This is a genomic window from Actinomyces culturomici, from assembly GCF_900499005.1.
GTDB lineage: Bacteria > Actinomycetota > Actinomycetes > Actinomycetales > Actinomycetaceae > Pauljensenia > Pauljensenia culturomici.
Genome location: NZ_LS991317.1, coordinates 117829 through 137820, shown reverse-complemented (window position 1 = coordinate 137820; position 19992 = coordinate 117829). Strand labels below are relative to the sequence as shown.

Below are 19992 nucleotides of genomic sequence, written 5' to 3'. Positions count from 1 at the left end.
CAGGGTCGAGACTCGAAGGAGTTCAGCATGGTGTACACGATCGCCGCGGTCGACCTCGGCGCGTCCTCGGGCCGCGTCCTGCGGGCCGTCCTCGAGGGCGGAAGGCTCGAGATCGAGGAGTGCTCGCGCTTCGCGAACGGTCCGGTCCGCGTGTCCGTCGAGGGCGTCGACGACTTCGAGTGGGACATCCTCTCCCTGTGGAACGGGATCCGCTTCGGCCTCGCCGAGGCCGCGCGCCGCGGCCCCGTCGACGCGATCGGCATCGACTCCTGGGCCGTCGACTACGGGCTGCTCGACTCCCAGGGGCGGATGCTCGGGAACCCGCAGTGCTACCGCTCCCCGCGCACGGGCCCCGCGGTCGAGGCGGTCTTCGACGCGATCGACGCGGACGCCCTCTACGCGCGCAACGGGCTCCAGTTCCAGCCCTTCAACTCGATGTTCCAGCTCGTCGCCGACAAGGAGATGGAGCGCGCGTCGAGCGCGCGGACGATGCTCCTCGTCCCCGACCTCCTCGGCTACTGGCTGACGGGCCGCCGCGTGTGCGAGGTGACGAACGCGTCGACGACGGGCCTCGTCGATCCGCGCACCCGCTATTGGGATCCCGAGGTCCTCGACCTGCTCGCCTCCCGCTTCGGGGTGGATGTGCCCGCGCTGCTCCCCGAGCTCGTCGAGCCCGGCGCGGTCGTCGGCCCGGTGCGCTTGGAGGGCGTCGATCTGCGGACGAGCTCCGGCGAGCCCACGCCCCTCATCGCGGTCGGCTCGCACGACACCGCCTCCGCGGTCGCCGCCGTTCCCGCGGTCGACGGTCGCCGCTTCGGCTTCGTCTCCTCGGGCACGTGGTCCCTCGTCGGGATCGAGCTCGACGAGCCGGTCCTCTCGGCGGCCTCGCGCGCCGCGAACTTCACGAACGAGCTCGGCGTCGACGGGACCGTCCGCTACCTCAAGAACATCATGGGCATGTGGGTCCAGCAGGAGTGCCTGCGCCAGTGGCGCGAGTCCGGGATGGAGGACATGTCCTGGCCCGTCCTCGACGCCGAGACGGAGGCGTCCGAGCCGATGCGTACGCTCTTCGACATCAACGACGCGGCGTTCCTCGCCCCCGGCGACATGCTCGGCCGCATCGACGCGTGGTGCGAGAAGGTCGGCGAGCCCGTGCCCGAGAACCGCGCGCAGGTGCTCCGCACGATCACCGAGTCGCTCGTCGTCGCCTACCGTCGCGCGCTGCGCGAGGGCTCCGAGCTCTCCGGCGAGCCCCTCGAGGTCGTCCACATCGTCGGCGGCGGCTCGAAGAACGTCCTCCTCTGCCAGTCGACGGCCGACGCGACGGGCCTGCCCGTCGTCGCGGGCCCCGTCGAGGGCACGGCGATGGGGAACATGATCGTCCAGCTTCGCGCCATCGGCGCGCTCGAGGGCGGCCTCGCCGATCTCCGCGAGGTCGTTGCGGCGTCCGAGCGCGTCGTCCGCTACGAGCCGCGTCCCGAGGCGCTTGCGGCCTGGGACGCCGCGGAGGCGCGCGTCTTCGGCTGAGTGAGTCGCGGACGCGGATCGACGAGGGCGGAGCCGAGCGCCCGACCACGGGGGAGTAGAAGGCGACTGATGGAATCCACGATCGAGGTCGACGAGCGACGCGTTGCGACGACGGAGGGCGAGGTGCGCATCCGCGTCTACTCGCCGCTCGCTCCGGTCGGCGCTGCGGGCGTCGTCTGGTGTCACGGCGGCGCATTCGCCTACGGGGACATCGACATGCCCGAGTCCGATTGGGTGTGCCGGGAATTCGCTCGCGCGGGTCGGACCGCCGTCTCCGTCGACTACTCCCTCTGCGATCCGACTCCCTTCGAGACGGGGGAGGGCCCGACGACGGAGGCGCGGGAGGTTCCCGTCGCCGCCGTCCAGGTGCGCGATTGCGCGCGCGAGGTCCTCGAAGGGAGGATCGACGGTCGCGTCGACGGGTGGTTCATCGGCGGTGCGAGTGCGGGAGCGAATCTCGCGCTGGCCGCGTGCCGGATGCTGATCGACGAGGGCGGCCCCGTGCCGCTCGGCGTCCTCCTCGCGTACCCGATCGTGCACGCTGAGCTGCCGGTGGCATCGGATGAGATTCGGAGCGCCTGCGCGAAGTCGGCCGGCCCCTGGCCCGTGTTCACCGACGAGATGGTCCGCCGCATGAGCCTCGGTCATGCCGGTGGGGCCTCGAACTTCGGCGCGGCGTACTTCTTCCCGGGCGATGGTCCGCTCGGGGGGCTTCCGCCCCTCCGCATCGTCAACAGCGAATTCGATTCGCTGCGGGCCTCCGGCGAGCTTCTCGCCGAGCAGGCGTCGGCGGCCGGATGCGCGGTCGAGGTCGACGTCGAGCCGGGCACCGAGCACGGTCACATCAACACGCCGGACCATCCCACCGCCATGAGGACGATGATGCGCTTCCTCGATTGGATGGACGGAATCGGCGATTCCTCGGGCGATCGCTGATCAATGCCCGTGGGGGCTGGTTCGATCCTCGCGCCGGGGCGGGTCGTCTGAGGCTCTCGGGTCGAAGCGTGTCCCTCGAGTGCGTCGTGAACGAGGCGGGGGGCGGCCGCCGACTCCAGTCGGCGGCCGCCCCCCGCTTGACGATAAGAGCTCAGCCCTCCTTGGCGACCGAGCGCCGGTAGGCCTCGGCCTCCCAGTTCTCGATGAAGTGACGCTCGCGGTCGTCCATCACGCGCACGCGGCCGAGGCGGTCGGCGTCGCGGGCGACGCGCAGGGCGTCGCAGTAGGTGGCGAGGGCGTTCTCGGCGCCGGAGGCGGAATCGCCCGCGGCGATGACGAGCGCGCCGGGGACGACGGCGATGATCGGCTTGCGCCCGCGCTCGGCCTCGTAGGCCTCGACGAGAGCGGCGATGGCGACCCCGTCCTCGTCGCCCGAGAGGATGATCGGAAGCGAGCCGGCATAGACGATCTGGTCGGGGATGAGGGGGCCCCGAGTGACCGGGCCGGCCTCAGGGCTGGAGGCGGTGAGGGCGAAGTCCTCGGCGGACGAGGCCGTGGCGTCGGCACCGAGCGCGGCGCGGAATGCCTCGGCGAGCTCGGAGGCGCGGGCCGGGACGATCTCGGCGGCGAGGGGCGCCTCGGGCTCCGGGGTCGCGTCGATGGCGGACCGGATCCGGTCGGTTAGCGAGTGGACGCGCTCGGCGACCTCGTCGTAGGTGGTGCCGGAGACGATGATGCCGTGATTGCCGAGCAGGGTGATGCCCGGGGCGGGCTTCCCGGTGCGCGCTGTGAAGGCCTCGCGCGCGGCCTCGACGCCGCGGGCGAGCGGCATGCCCGGATCGATGTAGTCGACCCACACGGCGTCGTCGCCGAGGATCCGCGCCGCGAGCTCGGGGCCGTCCTCGTTGCACGTGACGGCGTTCGCGGTGAGCGGGTGGAGATGGAGGACGAGCGGCTCGGGGATGAGGGCGTGGAAGAGGATCTCGACCGAGGGGCGACGGCCCCCGCCGTCTCCGACCTGGGCCCTCTGGGCGGCGACGCGGACCGGATCGCCGTCGACCTCCTCGTCGGAGTGGAGGGCGTCGAGGAGGACGTCGATGCGCAGCGGCACGAGTTCCTCGGCGCGCAGGGTCGCGAGCGGGACGCCCGAGGGCTTGATGTGGAGGATCCCGTCGATCTTCACCGAGGCGTTGCCGCCGCCGGCGCGCGAGAACTCCGTGTTCCCGCCGATCTCGTTGGCGAGCCGGATGAGTTGAGTGGTGATGTCGTCCATGGAGCGCTTCTTCCTCGAAGTCGATGAAACGTTTCAATCAATAGGGTAGGGATCGCCGTCCACAGCTGTCAATGAGTTCTCTCGATCCTCGTCGAGAGGGGTCCGGACATCCGAGTTCCTCGATCGATGAGTGCGGTTCCCGCGGGAATATCGACCGAAGCGCCATCGGCATCCGCGACCACAGAGATTGGCCCGAATGTCGTCGGCACCACACAGGCGGCCCATTCGAGATCCCCGAGTTCGGGTGTTACCGAGAACTCCGTCCAGCCGACGTTGAGCGGCTCAACGCCGAGGAGCAGTCGGGGGAGGATATCCGCGGGGCCGGACGACCATCCGTGGCACATGCTCTTGCCGAACGGCCGACCGTACATCGCCGTGGGCGTCTCGGTCGCCTCCGAGAGCTCCTCCCAGAACGTCGGCGTCCCCGTATCCAGCATCGGCCCCCAGTGCCGTTCGAGCATATTGAGCGCGGAGGCGCGTCGACCGCCGGCCAGCAGAGCTCGGAGCGCCCAGGCTCGCATCGCCGGCGTCCCCGTGGAGGTTGTTTCGATGACATCGAGTACCGATGCTTCGTCCGCTGAGCTCAGTCCTGAGAGGACTGCAAGAGTGTTCGGAAGTGGGGCGACCTCCGATTCCCCGTCGAGGTACTCGCGCCACGCAGCGCGGTTCGGGTCGCGACCGGTGGCGTGCAGACTCCGGTGGAGGGCGGCCTCAACGTTCGCGCACTGAGCCTCGAGACGGGCGACATCTTCTCGGTCGTGCCAGTCCGGAAGGGAGAACAGGCGACGAGCAGTTGTCAGCGCCCAGAACCACAGTGCTTGAAAGGCGGTCGACGTACGATCCGGATCGGGAACGGCCCCCCAATCGAGGAACACTGCGTCTGGTCCGCAATGGGCGAAGGCGCTATCGTCGGCCGTCGTTCGAAGGAGTCCTCGGTCGTCGCATTGCGAGAGGAGACTGCGCATGACGACGACGAGGTCCTCCATGTTCTCGTCGAGGATTGCCGGATCGGCGAACGCCTCACGGCCGAGGCCGAGAGAGATCACGCCCCAGAGCGTGTAGTCGGCGATGCCGTTCGCGTAGCCCCTCGTCGAACGCATGAGCGCTGCGACTCCGTCCCGGACCGCCGTCGAGTCTCCGAAGGCATACATGTTCGGCCAGATCGCAGCCGCATTATCGCCCATCCACGGGACGCGGTCCCGCTTCAATCCGTCGACGACGAGGGACTGCATGCAAAGCCCGAGCGTCGTCGCGGCCGCGGTCCACATTCTCGAAAGACGGTGGTCGGAACACGTGAACGCCCCCCTCCGATCGAATCTTCGAACGTGGGCGTTGACGTGAACGGCGTTTGGAGCGTCGTCGACAACCCGGGCGTATCTGAACCCGAGACGATTCGACGAGATCCACACGCCGGGTGACAGGGGGACGAACGGCGATTGCGACTCTCCTAGGTCGAAAGGCGCTCTCGCTTCTTCGGGCGTTTCGCCGGTGATGACTCCTGTCTCGCGGGGAGCATCGGCGGCCGAGATGAGGAGTTCGCCGAGAACCGGGTGCGGTGCGACGTGGAGATCGCCAGAGCGCTGGAGCTCCACCCGCGTAGCGGGTTCGCCCGCGAGGTGCGGGGGAACCCGGCCTCCGATGCGCGCATCTGCGTCATACCAGGCGTCGTCTTCGAGAATGCGCGTCCGCACAGTCGGCTGCTCAGCCGTGCGGATGTCGATCGCTATCGCGGGCGGAATACCCGGTGCGGCGTCGACGCGTACTCGACTGCCCGCTCGCAGTTCGATGGGTCCGTCGAGGAGGAGCGGCACTGGGGCCGACCCCGCGTCGCCGACGCTGACCGACCCCGTTGCCGAGACAAGGCGCGCGCACGGTCCGTCGAGGATGAATTCCGCGCGTCGACTCGGTGGAAGGGCGTTATCGGGATAAGAGACATGCCGCGCCGCTCGTCGACTTCCTTCGACGAGCGCCCGGAGTGCGCCGCGAGCGAACTGAGCGCGGGGGTAGAGCCAGACCCGGTCGGGTCTTTCGTCGGGATCTCCGACGTCGAGAGCCCGCAATGGGCATCTCGCGAGGATCGACTCTGGGTCGGCAGGAGGCTTGGAGTTCATGATGCGGGTGCATCGACCATCGCAATGGCCGGATCCGTCACTTCGATGGTGTAGCTGCCGTGGAAGAGTTCAGCAGAGGCCGGGCCGCCGTTCACGGTTGTCAGCGAGGACTCCGTGGTCGGCAGATCAAGGATCGCGCGGCTTCCGAAAGGCACGGTGAGATCAATGCGAAGAGTCTTCGGAGAGCAAAGTTCCCACGAAATGGCGAGGTCCCCGTAGGCGGTTCCGATCGTCGCGCGCGCCGACGTCAAGGCGCTCGCCGGGCGAGGTCCGATTCGAGACGTCCGGTATCCCGGTTCGATCGGCTCGAGTCCGGCGACATTGCGATACACCCAATCAATGACCGCGCCGTAGGCGTAGTGGTTGAACGAGATCATGCCGCCCTCATCGTCCTCCATCTCGCCCGCATGGATCGAACCGTCGGGCTTGATCGCGTCCCAGCGCTCCCATACGGTGGTCGCTCCGCGGTCCACCTGATACAGCCAGGAGGGCGCCTCGCGGCGGAGGAGCATCGAGTAGGCCTCCTCCCAATGCCCGGAATGGGAAAGTGCGAAAAGGACGAGAGGCGTGCCGAGGAATCCTGTGGCGATGCGTCCCCTCTCATTGCGAACGTCAGACGCGAGGGATTCGGCGAGAGACGAGCGTTCCGCCTCGGGGACGATGTCGAACTCGAGGCACATCGCCGCGCCCGTCTGGGTCTTACGGGCATCTTCCGACCACTCGGCCCAGACAGCGTCGGCGAGGCGCCTTCCGAGTGCGTCGAGTTCGTGAGCCTCCTCGGCGTGGCCGAGTAGCCCCTCCGTGCGCGCGAGGATGCGAATCGAGTGAACGTAGAAGGCATTCGCGACGAATCGGGCGGGAGCCTTCGCGTTCCACGGCTGGTCCACCGGGGCATCCGGATCGAGCCAATCGCCATACTGGAAGGGCTCGTCGGGGAGAAGCAGCTCCTTTCCCGCTCGACGCCTCAGGTGTTCGATCCAGCGGCGCATCGATGACAGCTGTCTCTCGAGAACCTCCGTCGAACCCGTCGACACGTACGTCGACCACGGCACGATGGTCGCCGCATCTGCCCAGCCGGCCCGTCCCATGTCGTCGATGACCTCGCCGCCCATGTGGGCGAGCCCGGAGATGATGTTGGGGACGACGGAGGCGACGGCACCATCCTCGGGCTGATCGAGCTCGAGGTCGCGCAACCACGACATCCAGAACGACTCCGAGTCGAACAGCGTGTTGGCCGTCGCCGCGAAGGCTTGCGCATCGCCCGTCCACCCGAGTCTCTCGTCGCGCTGAGGGCAATCAGTGGGAATCGAGACGAAGTTGTCCCGCTGCGACCAGACGACGTTCTCATGGAAGCGGTTGAGCGCCGCGTGAGAACTGGTGAACTCGGCTCGTCGTGGAAGGTCCGAGGAGATGGCGATGGCTTCTGCGCCGATGATCCGGACGGGGCCGGCGACCTGGGCGTAGCGGAACCCGTGGAATGTGAACACGGGCTCGAGGGTTACGGGCTCCTCCCCGGCGAGGATGTATCGGTCGGTCGCTTTGGCGCTCCTCAAGGACGCCGTATGAAGCGAACCGTCGGATTCGAGGACTTCCGCATGCGTGACGACGACTTCCGCCCCGGCCGCTCCTGCCACGGTCAGTCTCACCCAGCCGGCGATATTCTGCGTCGCGTCGAACACGACCGGAATGGACGCGTCTTCCATGTCGCCCGCGATCGGGATCATCGAGAACGCGGCGACCGGACGGACGGGGGCCGCTGAGCGCGGCTCGAACCGATTATCGGCACGACCGATGCGCTCCACCTGGCGCCAGTTCGTCTCGTCGAAGCCGGGCTGCGAGGGGTCTCCGGTCGCAAGGCGAAGATCGATGGTTGAACCGTCGTAGATGGATGCGCTACGGATCTGTCCGAAGCCGCCCATCCAAGACGAGTCGGTTCGGATGACGGTCGACTCGCCGTTCGCGCCGAACACTTCGATCCGCGCTGCGGCGCCTGATCGTGAACCGTAGATCTCCGTCGTGGAAACGAAACCGTACCTGCCTCTGTACCAACCATCTCCGACAGTGAGGGCGATGGCGTTCGATCCTCGACGTAGGCGGTCGGTCACGTCCAACGAATCCACGAGAATGCGTTCGGAATACTCGGTCCATCCCGGGGTGAGCTGGCGGTCTGAAGCGGGCCGACCATTGATCCGCGCGTCCACGAGACCAAGAGCTGAGAGGTAAAGGCGAGCTCGCACCGGTTCGAAATCAAGGTTGAACTCCTTGCGAAGGAGCGCGCAAGGACCCTCGACCGGGGACTCGAGCCCGATGACATCAGAATCGAACGAGTTCGCCGCGAGCCCGCCCTCGAGGCGAAGAGGGGCGGACCATGCGCTCCACCCGTTCGGCGTGGCGACGCGTACCGAGCAGTCGCGCCTCTCCCGTTCGGCGAGTGGACCTCCTGGAGCGGTAGCCGACTGGTCGTCAGTTCCTGAAACAGGTTGGTATTCGATCCATTCGCCGTCATTCGAACGAACTCGAAGCTGGTAGCCGATGGAGGCTTCGCATCCATCAGTGGCCTCGACGCTCCATCGAACCATCGACTCCTCGAGCGGAAGACCGATGAGTGAGGGGGAGAAGCGCGAATGGAGCGCGACGGCCTTGATCGAGGTGTCCGCGGCTTCGGTCGGGGGAAGCGTCGTCATGTCAGTGCCTCGCAATCGAGCGGCGCTCCGTCGCGCCACATGTGGTCGAGTAAACACTCGTATTGAAGCGCTTCGATCTGGATTTTGCAAGACCTCATCACTGGTTGCTGGGATGCTCCGTCAGCGATTGGTTTCGTTGGAAGGGCTATCAAGCGGCTTTGTTGCAAGCATGGGTCCCTGTAAAGTCCGTTCCCGAATCGTAATGGGCCATCCTCTTGACGGGGTTTCCAAAGCGGATCTATCGTGGAATCGCAATGAAGCGCTTCAACTTCATGGCTCTCATCGTTCCAATGGGGGAGCGGTGCTGACGTCACCACTTGGAGGCATTCGCATGACACATCGCAAGTCTGTTCTCGCGGCGGCGACCGTGGTCGCCGCCGTGAGCGCCCTCGGCCTCTCGGCCTGCGGATCGGGGACGTCTTCCTCGTCCGCCGGATCCGATGGCAAGACCGAGCTCTCGATCTACATCGACTCCGATCCCTCTTCGATCGCGCTCTGGGACGCGCTCAAGGAATCCTTCAACTCTTCCCACGACAAGATTCAGATCTCCTACGAGACCCACCCTTCCGGATCGGAAGGCGACAATCTCGTGAAGACCCGTCTGTCGACCGGGGACATGAACGACTTGTTCTGGTACAACTCCGGCTCTCTCCTCCAGGCGCTCAATCCCGACTCGACGCTCGTCGATCTCTCGGATCAGGCGTGGGTGTCTAAGGTCAACGACAACTGGAAGCAAGCTGCTTCGACGGACAAGGGAATCTACGGGCTCCCGGTCGGCGCGTCGTTCGCCTTCGGCATGATCTACAACAAGGACATCTACGCCAAGCTCGGCCTGGAGATCCCGACCTCATGGTCCGACTTCATGGCGAACAACGAGAAGATCGCGGCAGCCGGCATCACCCCCGTTGTCCAGACGTATTCGGATACCTGGACTTCGCAGGTCCCCGTCCTCGGCGATGCGGCCAACGTCCTCGCAGCCGATCCCGACTGGGCGACCAAGTACACCGAGAACAAGGCGAAGTACTCCGATGAGCCCGCCTTCGCCGGATTCCAGCACATGCAGGACGTCTTCGACGCCGGCTACATGAACAAGGACTTCGCCTCCGCGACCTACGACGACGGCGTGAAGATGCTTGCCGAGGGCACCGCCGCCCACTATCCGATGCTGACCTCGAACGTCTCCGCAGCGATCGGTGAGAACTACCCCGAAGCCGACAAGTCGCTCGGAGTCTTCGCGATCCCCGCGGACGATGCGGCGAACACTCGCCTCACCATCGGCACGCCGAACGGCATGTACATCCCGAAGTCGACCACGGGCGACAAACTCGACGCCGCCTACGAACTGCTGAATTGGCTCGCCACCCCCGATGCGTGCAAGGTGATGGGCTCCGCCATCACCGTCGGCGGTCCGTTCGTCAACACCGATTGCGAGCTCCCCGACACGGCGACCTCGCTCGTGTCCGACATGACCCCGTACTTCGACGAGGGGAAGACGGGTCTCGCGCTCGAATTCCTCTCCCCGGTGAAGGGCCCGTCGCTCGAGCAGATCACCGTCCAGGTCGGCTCGGGAATCTCGACCGCCAAGGAGGGGGCGGCCCTCTACGATCAGGACGTCGAGAAGCAGGCCCAGCAGCTCGGTCTCGAGGGTTGGTGACGATCGACTGATGATGCCGGGGCGAGCTTTCGCCCGCCCCGGCATCGTCTGGTTGGAGGAGCAATGACATCAGTCAGCATGCCGGTTCGGCGAACGAAGAAGAACGCGACCGACGAGACTTCCGGGAAGCGGGAGCGCAAGGGGAAGGGCCTCGACTCGTACTACCCCTTGTGGTTCCACGTTCCTGCGGGACTGTTCTTCGTCGTGCTCTTCCTCATTCCGACGGCCGCCTCGTTCTACTTCTCGCTCACTCGGTGGACTCTCTTCGACATCGAGTTCATCGGACTGGACAACTTCGTCCAGTTCTTCAAGGAGCCTTCGCTCGTGAAGGGCTTCATCAACACCTTCATCTACGCATTCGTCACCTCGGGAACGAAGGTTGTTCTCGGACTCGCCCTCGCGGTGCTCCTCACGTCGCAGGTCTTCGGACGGAACTACCTCCGGTCGGTGGTCTTCTTCCCGGTGCTCGTCTCGACAATCGGAGTCGGAGTGACGTGGAAGGTGCTTCTCGACCCGCAGGACGGCCTCGTCAATAGGTTGCTCGGCCTCGTCGGGATCGAGGGGCCCGGTTGGCTGACAGACCCCCACCTCGCGCTCTTCTCAGTCGCCGGCGTCGACGTTTGGAAGGGTGTCGGACTCGCAACCGTCATCTACATCTCCGGGATCGTCGCGATCCCCAGTGAGTACGTCGAAGCGGCGAAAATGGACGGTGCCGGCGCATGGGAGATCTTCAAGAACATCACGCTTCCTCTGTGCCGTCCCGCAACGGTCACCGTCATCATTCTCTCGCTCATCGGCGGCCTTCGGTCGTTCGACCTCATCTGGACGATGACGAGGGGCGGCCCGGGATTCTCGTCCGATGTCATCGCCTCGGTGATCTATAAGCAGTATCAGGCGGGCTTCTACGGGCTGTCGACAGCCGGGAACGTCGTCCTCTTCCTGGTCATCGCCTTCATCGTCATCCCCTTGAATTTCTGGCTCAATCGGAGGGGGAACCAGTCATGAGCACCACGACCGCGCCAGTGACGAACAAGAGGGCACACAAGGGACTCGTCCCAGGGATCGTCGCGATCCTCGTCAGCATCGTCGTCTTCATCGTTCCATTCGTCTTCATCATCCTCACGGCGGCGAAGACTCAGAAGGAGGCGTCGCTGCTGCAGTTCTCACTGCCGACCGAATTCGCCTTCGTTGAGAACTTCAAGACGGTGATCGCGACGCAGGACTACGTCCTCATCCGCGCATTCATCAACTCCGCTGTGGTCACAGTCGCCGCTGTTGCGATTCAGGTGATCCTCGGAGCGATGGTCGGCTATGTGCTTCAAAGGCGGAACTCCAAGTGGAACGTCGTCATCGACCTTTTCGTCATGATGGGCCTCATCATCCCTCCGGCGGTCGTGCCGACCATCTGGGTGCTTCAAGGCGTCGGGCTCTACAAGACGCTCGCCGGGCTGATCGCGGTGCATGTTGCTTTCGGCCTGTCCTTCTGCATCATGCTGTTCCGCGCGTTCGTCGAGACGATCCCGAAGGAGCTGGACGAGGCCGCGATCATCGATGGTGCCTCGCCGATGCGCCTCTTCTTCAGGGTGATCTTCCCGCTTCTGAAGTCGACGATCGTCACGGTCATCGTCGTGCAGGCGGTCTCCGTATTCAACGACTTCACCTACGCCCTTTACTTCCTACCCGGCCAGGGCAATGAGACCGTTCAGCTCACGCTCTACAATTTCCAATCGCAGGGCCTCAATCAGTGGAACCTCCTCTTCATGGATGTCCTGCTGATCACGATCCCGCCGCTCATCATGTTCGCCTTCTTCAACAGGCAGATCCAGGAGGGCATGACGGCGGGCGCAGTGAAGGGATGACTTTCCCGGAGCGCGGCCGGGGGCGACTTCTCCCGGTCGCGCCCGTCGTTACGGAATGTGGAACGGGGTGGAAACCGATGCCGAGCCGAACCGGCGCCTCGCCGAGGCTGCGCGATGTCGCGGAACTCGCAGGCGTCTCTCTCGGTACCGCGTCGAACGTCCTCAATCATCCGGATCGAGTGTCGCCGGCGACGATCGAACGCGTGCGCAGTGCGATCGACGAGTTGGGATTCGTGAGGAACGGGAACGCGAGCACGCTCGCATCCGGGAGTTCGGGATCGATCGGCCTAGTCGTCATCAACCTTTCGAATTCCATGTTCGTCGATGTCGCGCGCGGAGCGCAGGCCGCGGCGCGCGCCGCCGGCCACAACCTCCTTCTTGCCGACAGCGCCGATGACTTCCAGGCGCAGGGGGACAACGTCGACTCGTTCAACGAGGCGAGGGTCGCGGGTCTTCTCCTCGCCCCTATGCAGGACTCGCTTGACCACGTAGCCCGGCTCAAGGGCCGAGGCGTGCCAGTCGTCATCATCAATTACGACCATGCGGATCCGGATCTCTGCACGGTCGTCATCGACAACGAGCAGGCCGGCAGGATCGCCGTCGCGCACCTCCTCGACATCGGCTGCAGCAGGATCGCCTTCGCCGCCGGAGCAGATGCGCGATACCAACCGGTTCGACTTCGCAGGCTGGGGGTGCGCAAGGCGATGCGTGAGTCCACTGCCGGATTCGAGGAGCTCCTCACCTATGGAGTGAAGGAGTCCGACGGCCGGGACCTCGCATCGCGCATCGCGAATCGGAGTCCGGAGAACAGGCCCGACGGGATCCTCGCGGTGACCGATGAACTCGCATCCGGTCTCATCGAAGGACTTCTCGATTCAGGTATTCGCGTTCCTGAGGACATCGCCGTCATGGGCTGCGATCGCAACGCTTCTGCCGGTGACTGTCGTGTGCCGCTGACGAGCGTGACGATGGAGGGGAAGGCTCTGGGCGAGGCGGCTGTTCGCCTGCTGATCGATGAGATGGACGGGGACGGCGTTCACGTTCATCAGAGGATCGTCATCGAACCTCGGCTCGTCGTACGCGGCTCGACGGTTGTCGATGTGATCGGACGATTCCACGAACCAGCGGAAGGCGAGGCGGAGCGATCCGTCTCCGTCTGATCGGGCGCACCGCCCCGCCCTCGTCGATCGCCGTTCAGTCGGCGGAGGGGGAATGGGCGGACTCGGTCGCGCGGCGCAGGGTCGGCAGGCCGACGAGCATGAGCGCCACCATCGCCCAGGCGGCGCCCACCATGACGAGGTAGCCGCCGTGCGAGCCCGACGCGTCGACGGCCGGTCCGGCGAGCGCCGAGCCGATCGACAGGCCGATGTTGAGCGAGGTCGAGACCCAGGTGAGGCCCTCGGTGAGGCTGTCGGCGTCGACGACGCGCGCGATGATCGTGTTGACGTTCGTCATCGTCGGCGCGCACGCGACCCCGGCGATCGTCATCGCGAGGGCCATCGTCCACAGGCTGTGGGCGAGAAGGAAGGTCGTCGTGCCGACGCCCATGCCGAGGACGCCGAGGGCGAAGAGCCGCCACAGGGGCGAGCGCCACACGCGAGCGCCGTAGAGGAGCCCGGACATGAGGGAGCCGAAGGAGAACACGGCGAGGAGAACCCCGGACATCGCGGGGGCGCCGAGGGCCGCGGCGAAGTCGACGACCGCGACGTCGTTCGCGCCGAACATCATGCCCGCGCCGATGTAGGTGAGGACCATGACGACGATCGCGGGAATCCGCAGGACCGAGCGCCGCTTCTCGCCGGGCACGCGGAAGGCCGGGGCGGGCTCGCTCGCGCGCTGCGAGTAGAAGCCGATCCCGCCGACGAGGAGGAAGACGACGATGAGGCCGACGCCGACCCCGGGGTGGAGGAGCGTCCCGAGGACCGTCGAGAAGACCGGGCCGAGGATGTAGACGACCTCGTCCATCGAGGACTCGAAGGCGTACGCGGTCTGCAGATCGCCGGGGCGTTCGACGGCGCTCGCCCAGCGGGCGCGGACCATCGCGCCGGGGGATCCCCAGGTGGCGCCGGCGATCGCCGCGAGGACGAGGACGAGGGCGGGAGGCGCGTGCAGGACGGAGGCGACGAGGAGCCCCGTCGTCGCGGTCGAGCACACGGCGAGGGCCGGGAGCATCACCCGCGACTGGCCGCGCCGATCGACGAGGCGCGCGAGCGACGGAGCCGCAAGGGCGGTCGCGACGACGTTGACGGCGGAGACGAGGCCGGCGAGCGAGTAGTTCCCGTAGGACGCCTTGATGAGGAGGATGATCGAGATCCCGATCATCGACATCGGGAGGCGCAGGACGAGCCCGGCCGCGGAGAAGCGCCAGGCCCGGTTGATGCGCAGGACGTCGAGATAGCGGGAGAGCACCTGTCGATCCTAATGGCGCGCGCCCCGCGCGCTCCCGCCCGGGAGTGCCCGATCGGTCACGGTCCCGTTGACCAGTGCGTAGGACTGGGCTAGCCTGGCCGCAGGGCTTTGCCGTTGACCCTCCGCCAATATGGAGTGTGCCGATGACAAGCCCTTTTTGATTATCTCGGTGAGGAGATGTAGGTGGGAAATCGGGAAATCATCACTGCGATAATGGTCGATGGGGGCTTCTACCGGCATCGGGCAAGAGCCCTGTTTGGAAAGAAGTGCCCCGCAGATCGTGCGGACGAGCTTGTTGAGTATTGTCGACGTCACATTAAGGAATCAAAGTCTTCGCTGTACAGGATTTTCTACTATGACTGCCCTCCGTCCCAGAAAGTCCTCTTCCATCCTCTCACGGAGAAGCAAGTCAATCTCGGCAAGAGTCCTGAATATTCGTGGATGACGGACTTCCTTCGAGAGATCGTCAAGCGACGGAAGGTCGCGCTGCGGCGGGGTGAGGAACTCGAGACGCAAGAAGGGGATCGCTTGACGAATCGTGCGACAAAAGACTTGTGCTCTGGTAGACGCGGAGTTGACCAGCTCACTCCCTCGGACTTCCGTGCTGAGATCACCCAAAAGGGTGTGGATATGCGGATGGGCCTCGATATTGCTTCTCTTGCGCACCGTCGTATTGTCGATCAGATCATCATGATCTCAGGAGACTCCGACTTCGTTCCCGCGGCCAAGCACGCAAGGCGGGAGGGAATCGACTTCATTCTCGATCCCATGTGGGCGAAAGTGAGTGCCAGCTTGAACGAGCACATTGACGGGGTTCGCGAATGTGTGAGTCGTCCACCGAGGAACGAGCAGGATCCTCTCCATGCGCTCCATCCAGATTTTGGGAAGCGTGGACGGTCTCATCAGGCTGGCATCTCCGAAACTGACGCTGATGACTAATGCGCTAGGCGCAATACTTGGTGCCTTGAGGAAGCCGGCCGGGGCTCTTGGGCCCCAGATTGCCTAAATTGGCTCGCCTTAACCTCGCTACTCGGTGACGAGGAAGGTTCCCGCCTCGCCCTTCTCGGCGAGGCTCATCGCGTGGTTGACGAAGTTGTAGTGCCCGGGCTCGAGCGGAGTGAATTCGACGAATCCGCCCTCGGCGGGCGCGAGGGAGAGGACCTGGGCCGCGCCCCCGCCCGCCCCCCGACCGCGGATCGCGTAGTCGCCCTCGCGCCACACGGTGTCGAACTGGGTGCCGACGACGTGGAAGGAGAGCCCGAGGTTCGGGCCCGCGTCGAGGACCCACACGCGGACGCGCTCGCCGACCTTCACCTCGAGGGGGTGGGCCTTGTACTGGAACGCCCGCCCGTTGAAGGCCATGACGTCGGGCGCGAGCGCCGCGAGCTTCGCGGCGTCCGCGACCTCGCCGTCGGCGCCGAGGTACAGCTCGGACCCGATGAGGACGTACTCGTGGTCGATGGGGTCGAGGTCGGCGGGGTCGATGACGACCGCCCCGAACATTCCGTTCGCGATGTGCATCGACATCGGCGTCGTCGCGCAGTGGTAGAGCCAAATCCCCGCGTTCTTCGCCTCGAAGACGTACTCGAGGGTCTGCCCCGGCTCGATCGATTTCATCACCTCGTCGGGGGAGACGAGCCCGGCGTGGAAGTCGATCGAGTGGCTCATCGTCCCCTTGTTGACGAGGGTGATCCGGAAGGTGTCGCCGATCCTCCCGTGGAGCATCGGCCCGGGATTCGTGCCGTTGTACGTCCACGTCTCGCGGGTGAGCTCGTCGGTCACCCGCTCCGTCTGCTCGATGACGGTGAAGGTGTAGCGATGCTCGGTCCCGGCTCCCACCGGGTCGAGGGCGGGGTCGCGGGCGTCGACCGAGGAGGCGTAGTCGGAGAGCTCCTGCATCGTCGGCGCGGAGGTCGAGGTCGAGGAGGAGGTGGAACCCGAGGAGTGGCTCATCCCGCTCATCGACATGTCCATTCCGGACGATCCGGTCGCGCCCGTCGACGTCGAGGAGGACGAGGCCCCGGTCGCCCGAATGCTCAGCGTCATCCCGGCCTGACGGTGCCCGGGGATGGAGCACCATCCTTCGGCGTCGCCGGTGATGACCCCGGCGTCGAGCGTCGCGCTCGCCCCGGGCGCGATCGACCCCGTCGACTCCCCGGTCGCGAGCACGAGGTCGTGGCGCTGATCCGCCGTGTTGTTCACGGTGATGACGAGCCGATTCCCCGCGGGCACGTCGATCTCGTTCGGCGTGAAGCTCATCCCCTCGACGCCGATCGTCACCTCCGTCGTCTTGCCGGTGGCGGTGATCGACGAGGTCGCGGCCTCCGACTCCGATGAGCCGGAGGAGTCGAGCGCGGGCGTCGACGCGGGGTTCGCGAGGACGACGGCGAGGAGGAGGGCCGCGACGCCGACGACGCCGATGAGGGCGGAGGTCGCGCGCGAAACGGGCGAGGACTGGGGGTTCTCGGCCCGGGCGGGGCGCGGGCGGGGCGAGCCCGAGGGGGATCGGCGGCTGCCGCGGCCGGGGCGAGGCGCTCCGCAGGCGGGCGGGCACCGTCGGCGGAGGGCGCGGCCGCGTCGGCCTCGGGCGCGGGGCCGGCCCCGAAGGCGAGGAGGGTCAACGCGCGGCCGGCGTGGGGNTGCGGGGCCTCCTCGGGGCGGGCGGGATCTGTCGGTCGGTCGGGCGAATCGGCGGCGTACCGCGAATCGGGCGGTGACGCCGGGGTGAAAGGGTTGGGTGGTTGCGAAGGAGCGGGCGAATCGGATGCTCCGGGCGCCCTCGTCGATCCGAGGAGCGAGGTCGCGCCCGCGGGACGTGGGAGGGGCGCGGGGACCGGGTGGGAGGCGCCGGACTGCTCGGCGCGGGCGCGGGCGGCGCGGGACTGGGCGATGCCCGAGCGCGCGAGAAGGACGAGATCGAGCGCGAAGGTCGCCGCGAGGACGAGCCGGCACGCGGCGGCCGCCCCCGGAACCGAGGTGCCGCCCAGGGCGAGGAGCGCGAGGAGGGCGAGTGCGGCGTTGCGGGCGGCCTCCCGGGCCGGGGCGAAGCGCTCGATCGCGGCGACGCCGAGGCGGACGACCGAGGGGCCTCCGCCGATGACGACCGGCATGAGGTAGGAGAGGGCACCGATGAAGAGCTGCCCGACGCCGCCGACGCCCGCCAGGACGAGCCAGTCGAGGTCCGCGGCGCGCAGATCCGTCGCGCTCGCCGCGCGTAGGGCGTTGACCGCGAGGGCCGCGACGCCGAGGAGGATCCATGCGAGGCCCGCCGCCATCGACCAGGAGGCGTACTCGCGCGGGCCCTTGACGGCGGCGGACCGCACGAGCGGGAGGGCGATCCCGTAGACGATGGCGCCGAGCACGAGGAGAAGGCCCGCGCCGATGCCGGGCAGGAGGGAGAGGGCGGCGCTCGTCGCCGCGACGAGGAGGCCCGCGATCCACACGGGGAGGGCCTTGAGGGCGAGGGGGACGGCGTCGGCGTGCATGCGGGTGCGAAGCGCGGTCGGGCCGAGGGTGACGAGCGTGCCGCCGACGGTGAGTCCGATCCAGCCGCCGACCCCGAGGATCGCGTGGGCGAGGACGAGCGCGTCGTGGGAGGAGACGAGCCAGGCGGGCGCGCTCGCCGAGAACATCCCTGCAGTGAGGAGCCCGGCGAGCGAGGCGGTGAGGACGAGGAACAGGGCCGCGGCCTGGTAGAAGCGCAGGACGACGACGAAGCGGGAGGCGAGGCGCGACTTCGCCGCGATGAGGAGGTCGTAGCCGTGCCAGGCGGCGACGAGCCCGACTGCCGTCGCGCCGAGGTGCGTTCCGGGCAGCCACCCGGTCCACATCGACGCCGTGAGGAGGACGAGCGCGGCGTTGAAGGAGGCGATCCGCCAGGTGTTGCGCCGCCCCGCCTTCGGGTCGGCGGGGCCGAGGTGGGCGAGGGCGCGCGCGAAGTACCACGACCACTGGAGGATCCCGTTCGTCAGCACTCCGAGCGTGAGGACGTGGACCATCGTCCACAGGGGCTGGGGGATCCTCCCGGCGACGAGGATCGTCGCGACGGCGGCGACGAGCGCGAGACAGAGCCAGACAGTCGTCATCCGGTCGGTGCGGGGGACGCGCGGACGGCGAGGTCCGCGCGCGGGCGAGCCGCTCACCGCGCTCATCGGCGCTCTCCTGCAGAAACGCACACAGTTTCCGAATCGGCGGAATCGGAATCCGCGGAATTCCGCGGATCCTCTTCGGTCTCTGCGGGGTCGGAGGCCGAAACTGTGTGCGTTTTCGCGGGTCGGCCGGAGGAGACGGCGAGGACGAGCGTCGTTCCGATGAAGACGAGGACGGCGACGACGCCGAGGGAGCCGCCGAAGCGCCACGCGGGCTCGGCGCTGCGCGCCCCGGCGAGGAGGCGGACGACGAGCGAGGACTCGAGGAGCGCCCAGGCGAGCCACATCATCGGGTGGAAGGGGACGTCGCGCTTCGCGACGGCCGGGATGATCACCGGCGCGTGCGCGAGGAGCATCGAGACGACGAATCCGAGGGTGAGCGCGTGGACCGCGGCGTCGTACCCGTATCCGGAAGAGGCGGGCGGGGCCGCGATCCACAGGAGAGCCGGCACCGCGCACCACGCGTACCCGGAGAGCATGCAGGTCGCCGCGAGCCTCGGCAGACCGGGCAGGCGGATCGTCCGCCGGGCGACGTCGTGCCAGGCGGTGTCGAGGGCGAGGGCGCCGAGCGCGAGCCCGAGGACCGGATACCCGACGCGCGGTGCGAGGAGCGTCCCGACGAGCGCGACGAGGACGGCGAGGGATTCGGCGAGGACGCGCGGCGCGGTCGAGCCGCCGAGGAAGCTCATGCGCGCGAGTTCGAGGCGCTCCCCGACGATCGTCACGACGAGGAACATGAGGAGCCAGGGAACGACGGTCGGCGTCTCGACGCCGCGCCACCAGGCGAGGGCGCCGCCGAGCCCGATGATCGCCCCGAGGAGTTGGACGAGGACCGCGTACGACGCCTGCCGGTGCCGGTGAACTTCGACGTAGATCCCGACGAGGACCGCCATCGCGAGGGTCCACAGGAGCCCGGGGAGCATCCGGGCGGGCGCGAAACCGGTGAGGCGGGCCGTGAGGAACGCGGGGATCGGCAGCTCGGACACGGCGGTCCGCGCGGTCGTGGAGACCGAGAGGACGAGGGCGGCGAGGGCGGCCAGACCCGAGGAGAGCGGCGCGAGGTACGCCCAGCGCCGCGGCCGATCCCACCCGGTCTGAAGGGCGACCGCCCGCTCGAGGCAGATCGCGGTCCCGAGGAACCCGTAGACCATGAGGAGGCCGTGGACGCTCCCGAGCTCGGCGGAGGCGACGGGGGCGAGCGCCCCGAGCCGGACGAGCGCCGCGTCGAGCCCTGAAAGGACGGAGATACCTGCGAGCGCGAGGAGGACGAGACGGGCTCGTGGTGCGCGAGGGCGCGCGGGCACCGTCGCAGGGGCGGCGTGGGGCTCCGTGGACGCCATCTGACCTCCTGTTTCCGCGGGCGGGGACGAATCCCCACGCTAGCGGCCAGG

Annotated in this window: 13 protein-coding genes; 7 read left to right on the top strand and 6 right to left on the bottom strand. The window is 67.3% G+C overall.

The window, feature by feature from the left end:
• Positions 1-27 precede the first annotated feature (27 nt).
• Both DY157_RS07645 and DY157_RS07640 read left to right on the top strand, forming a co-directional pair.
• Positions 28-1527: a rhamnulokinase gene (locus tag DY157_RS07645; protein ID WP_115728072.1), complete on the top strand. Its 1500-nt coding sequence runs from the start codon at positions 28-30 to the stop codon at positions 1525-1527.
• 69 nt (positions 1528-1596) lie between these two features.
• Positions 1597-2463 carry an alpha/beta hydrolase gene (locus DY157_RS07640; protein ID WP_115728071.1) on the top strand — a complete coding sequence of 289 codons (867 nt, stop codon included), beginning with the start codon at positions 1597-1599 and terminating at the stop codon, positions 2461-2463.
• A 151-nt stretch (positions 2464-2614) separates the two neighbouring features.
• Here DY157_RS07640 and DY157_RS07635 read toward each other — a convergent pair whose 3' ends face one another.
• From DY157_RS07635 to DY157_RS07625, 3 genes are all read right to left on the bottom strand, one after another.
• Positions 2615-3736 (bottom strand): class II aldolase/adducin family protein, encoded by a 1122-nt coding sequence (locus DY157_RS07635; protein ID WP_115728070.1) that lies wholly within the window; start codon positions 3734-3736, stop codon positions 2615-2617.
• 68 nt (positions 3737-3804) lie between these two features.
• Complete coding sequence (locus DY157_RS07630; protein WP_160159484.1) at positions 3805-5547, bottom strand: alpha-L-rhamnosidase-related protein; 1743 nt, start codon at positions 5545-5547, stop codon at positions 3805-3807.
• A gap of 296 nt (positions 5548-5843) precedes the next feature.
• Entirely contained in the window at positions 5844-8426 is a 2583-nt protein-coding gene (locus DY157_RS07625) for an alpha-L-rhamnosidase (protein ID WP_235827171.1), read from the bottom strand.
• 436 nt (positions 8427-8862) lie between these two features.
• Between DY157_RS07625 and DY157_RS07620 the strand changes: the two genes are divergently transcribed.
• From DY157_RS07620 to DY157_RS07605, 4 genes are all read left to right on the top strand, one after another.
• Positions 8863-10185, top strand: a complete 1323-nt coding sequence (locus DY157_RS07620; protein WP_115728067.1) for an ABC transporter substrate-binding protein — start codon at positions 8863-8865, stop codon at positions 10183-10185.
• A 63-nt stretch (positions 10186-10248) separates the two neighbouring features.
• Entirely contained in the window at positions 10249-11190 is a 942-nt protein-coding gene (locus DY157_RS07615; protein ID WP_115728066.1) for a carbohydrate ABC transporter permease, read from the top strand.
• Entirely contained in the window at positions 11187-12044 is an 858-nt protein-coding gene (locus DY157_RS07610) for a carbohydrate ABC transporter permease (protein WP_115728065.1), read from the top strand. The genes DY157_RS07615 and DY157_RS07610 overlap by 4 nt, the downstream gene beginning before the upstream one ends.
• Positions 11930-13204 (top strand): LacI family DNA-binding transcriptional regulator, encoded by a 1275-nt coding sequence (locus DY157_RS07605; RefSeq protein WP_218938071.1) that lies wholly within the window; start codon positions 11930-11932, stop codon positions 13202-13204. The genes DY157_RS07610 and DY157_RS07605 overlap by 115 nt, the downstream gene beginning before the upstream one ends.
• Before the next feature lie 34 nt (positions 13205-13238).
• Here the strand turns inward: DY157_RS07605 and DY157_RS07600 are convergent, their stop codons facing one another.
• Positions 13239-14453 carry an MFS transporter gene (locus tag DY157_RS07600; RefSeq protein ID WP_115728064.1) on the bottom strand — a complete coding sequence of 405 codons (1215 nt, stop codon included), beginning with the start codon at positions 14451-14453 and terminating at the stop codon, positions 13239-13241.
• Between the two features lie 183 nt (positions 14454-14636).
• On the opposite strand from DY157_RS07600, the gene DY157_RS07595 reads away from it, so the two are divergent.
• Positions 14637-15392 carry an NYN domain-containing protein gene (locus DY157_RS07595; RefSeq protein WP_235827127.1) on the top strand — a complete coding sequence of 252 codons (756 nt, stop codon included), beginning with the start codon at positions 14637-14639 and terminating at the stop codon, positions 15390-15392.
• An 87-nt stretch (positions 15393-15479) separates the two neighbouring features.
• Here DY157_RS07595 and DY157_RS07590 read toward each other — a convergent pair whose 3' ends face one another.
• Entirely contained in the window at positions 15480-16733 is a 1254-nt protein-coding gene (locus DY157_RS07590; protein WP_407923468.1) for a multicopper oxidase domain-containing protein, read from the bottom strand.
• A 1867-nt stretch (positions 16734-18600) separates the two neighbouring features.
• A complete protein-coding gene (locus tag DY157_RS07580) occupies positions 18601-19941 on the bottom strand; it encodes a hypothetical protein (protein ID WP_175578449.1) in 1341 nt (446 codons plus the stop codon).
• Between the last annotated feature and the right edge of the window lie 51 nt (positions 19942-19992).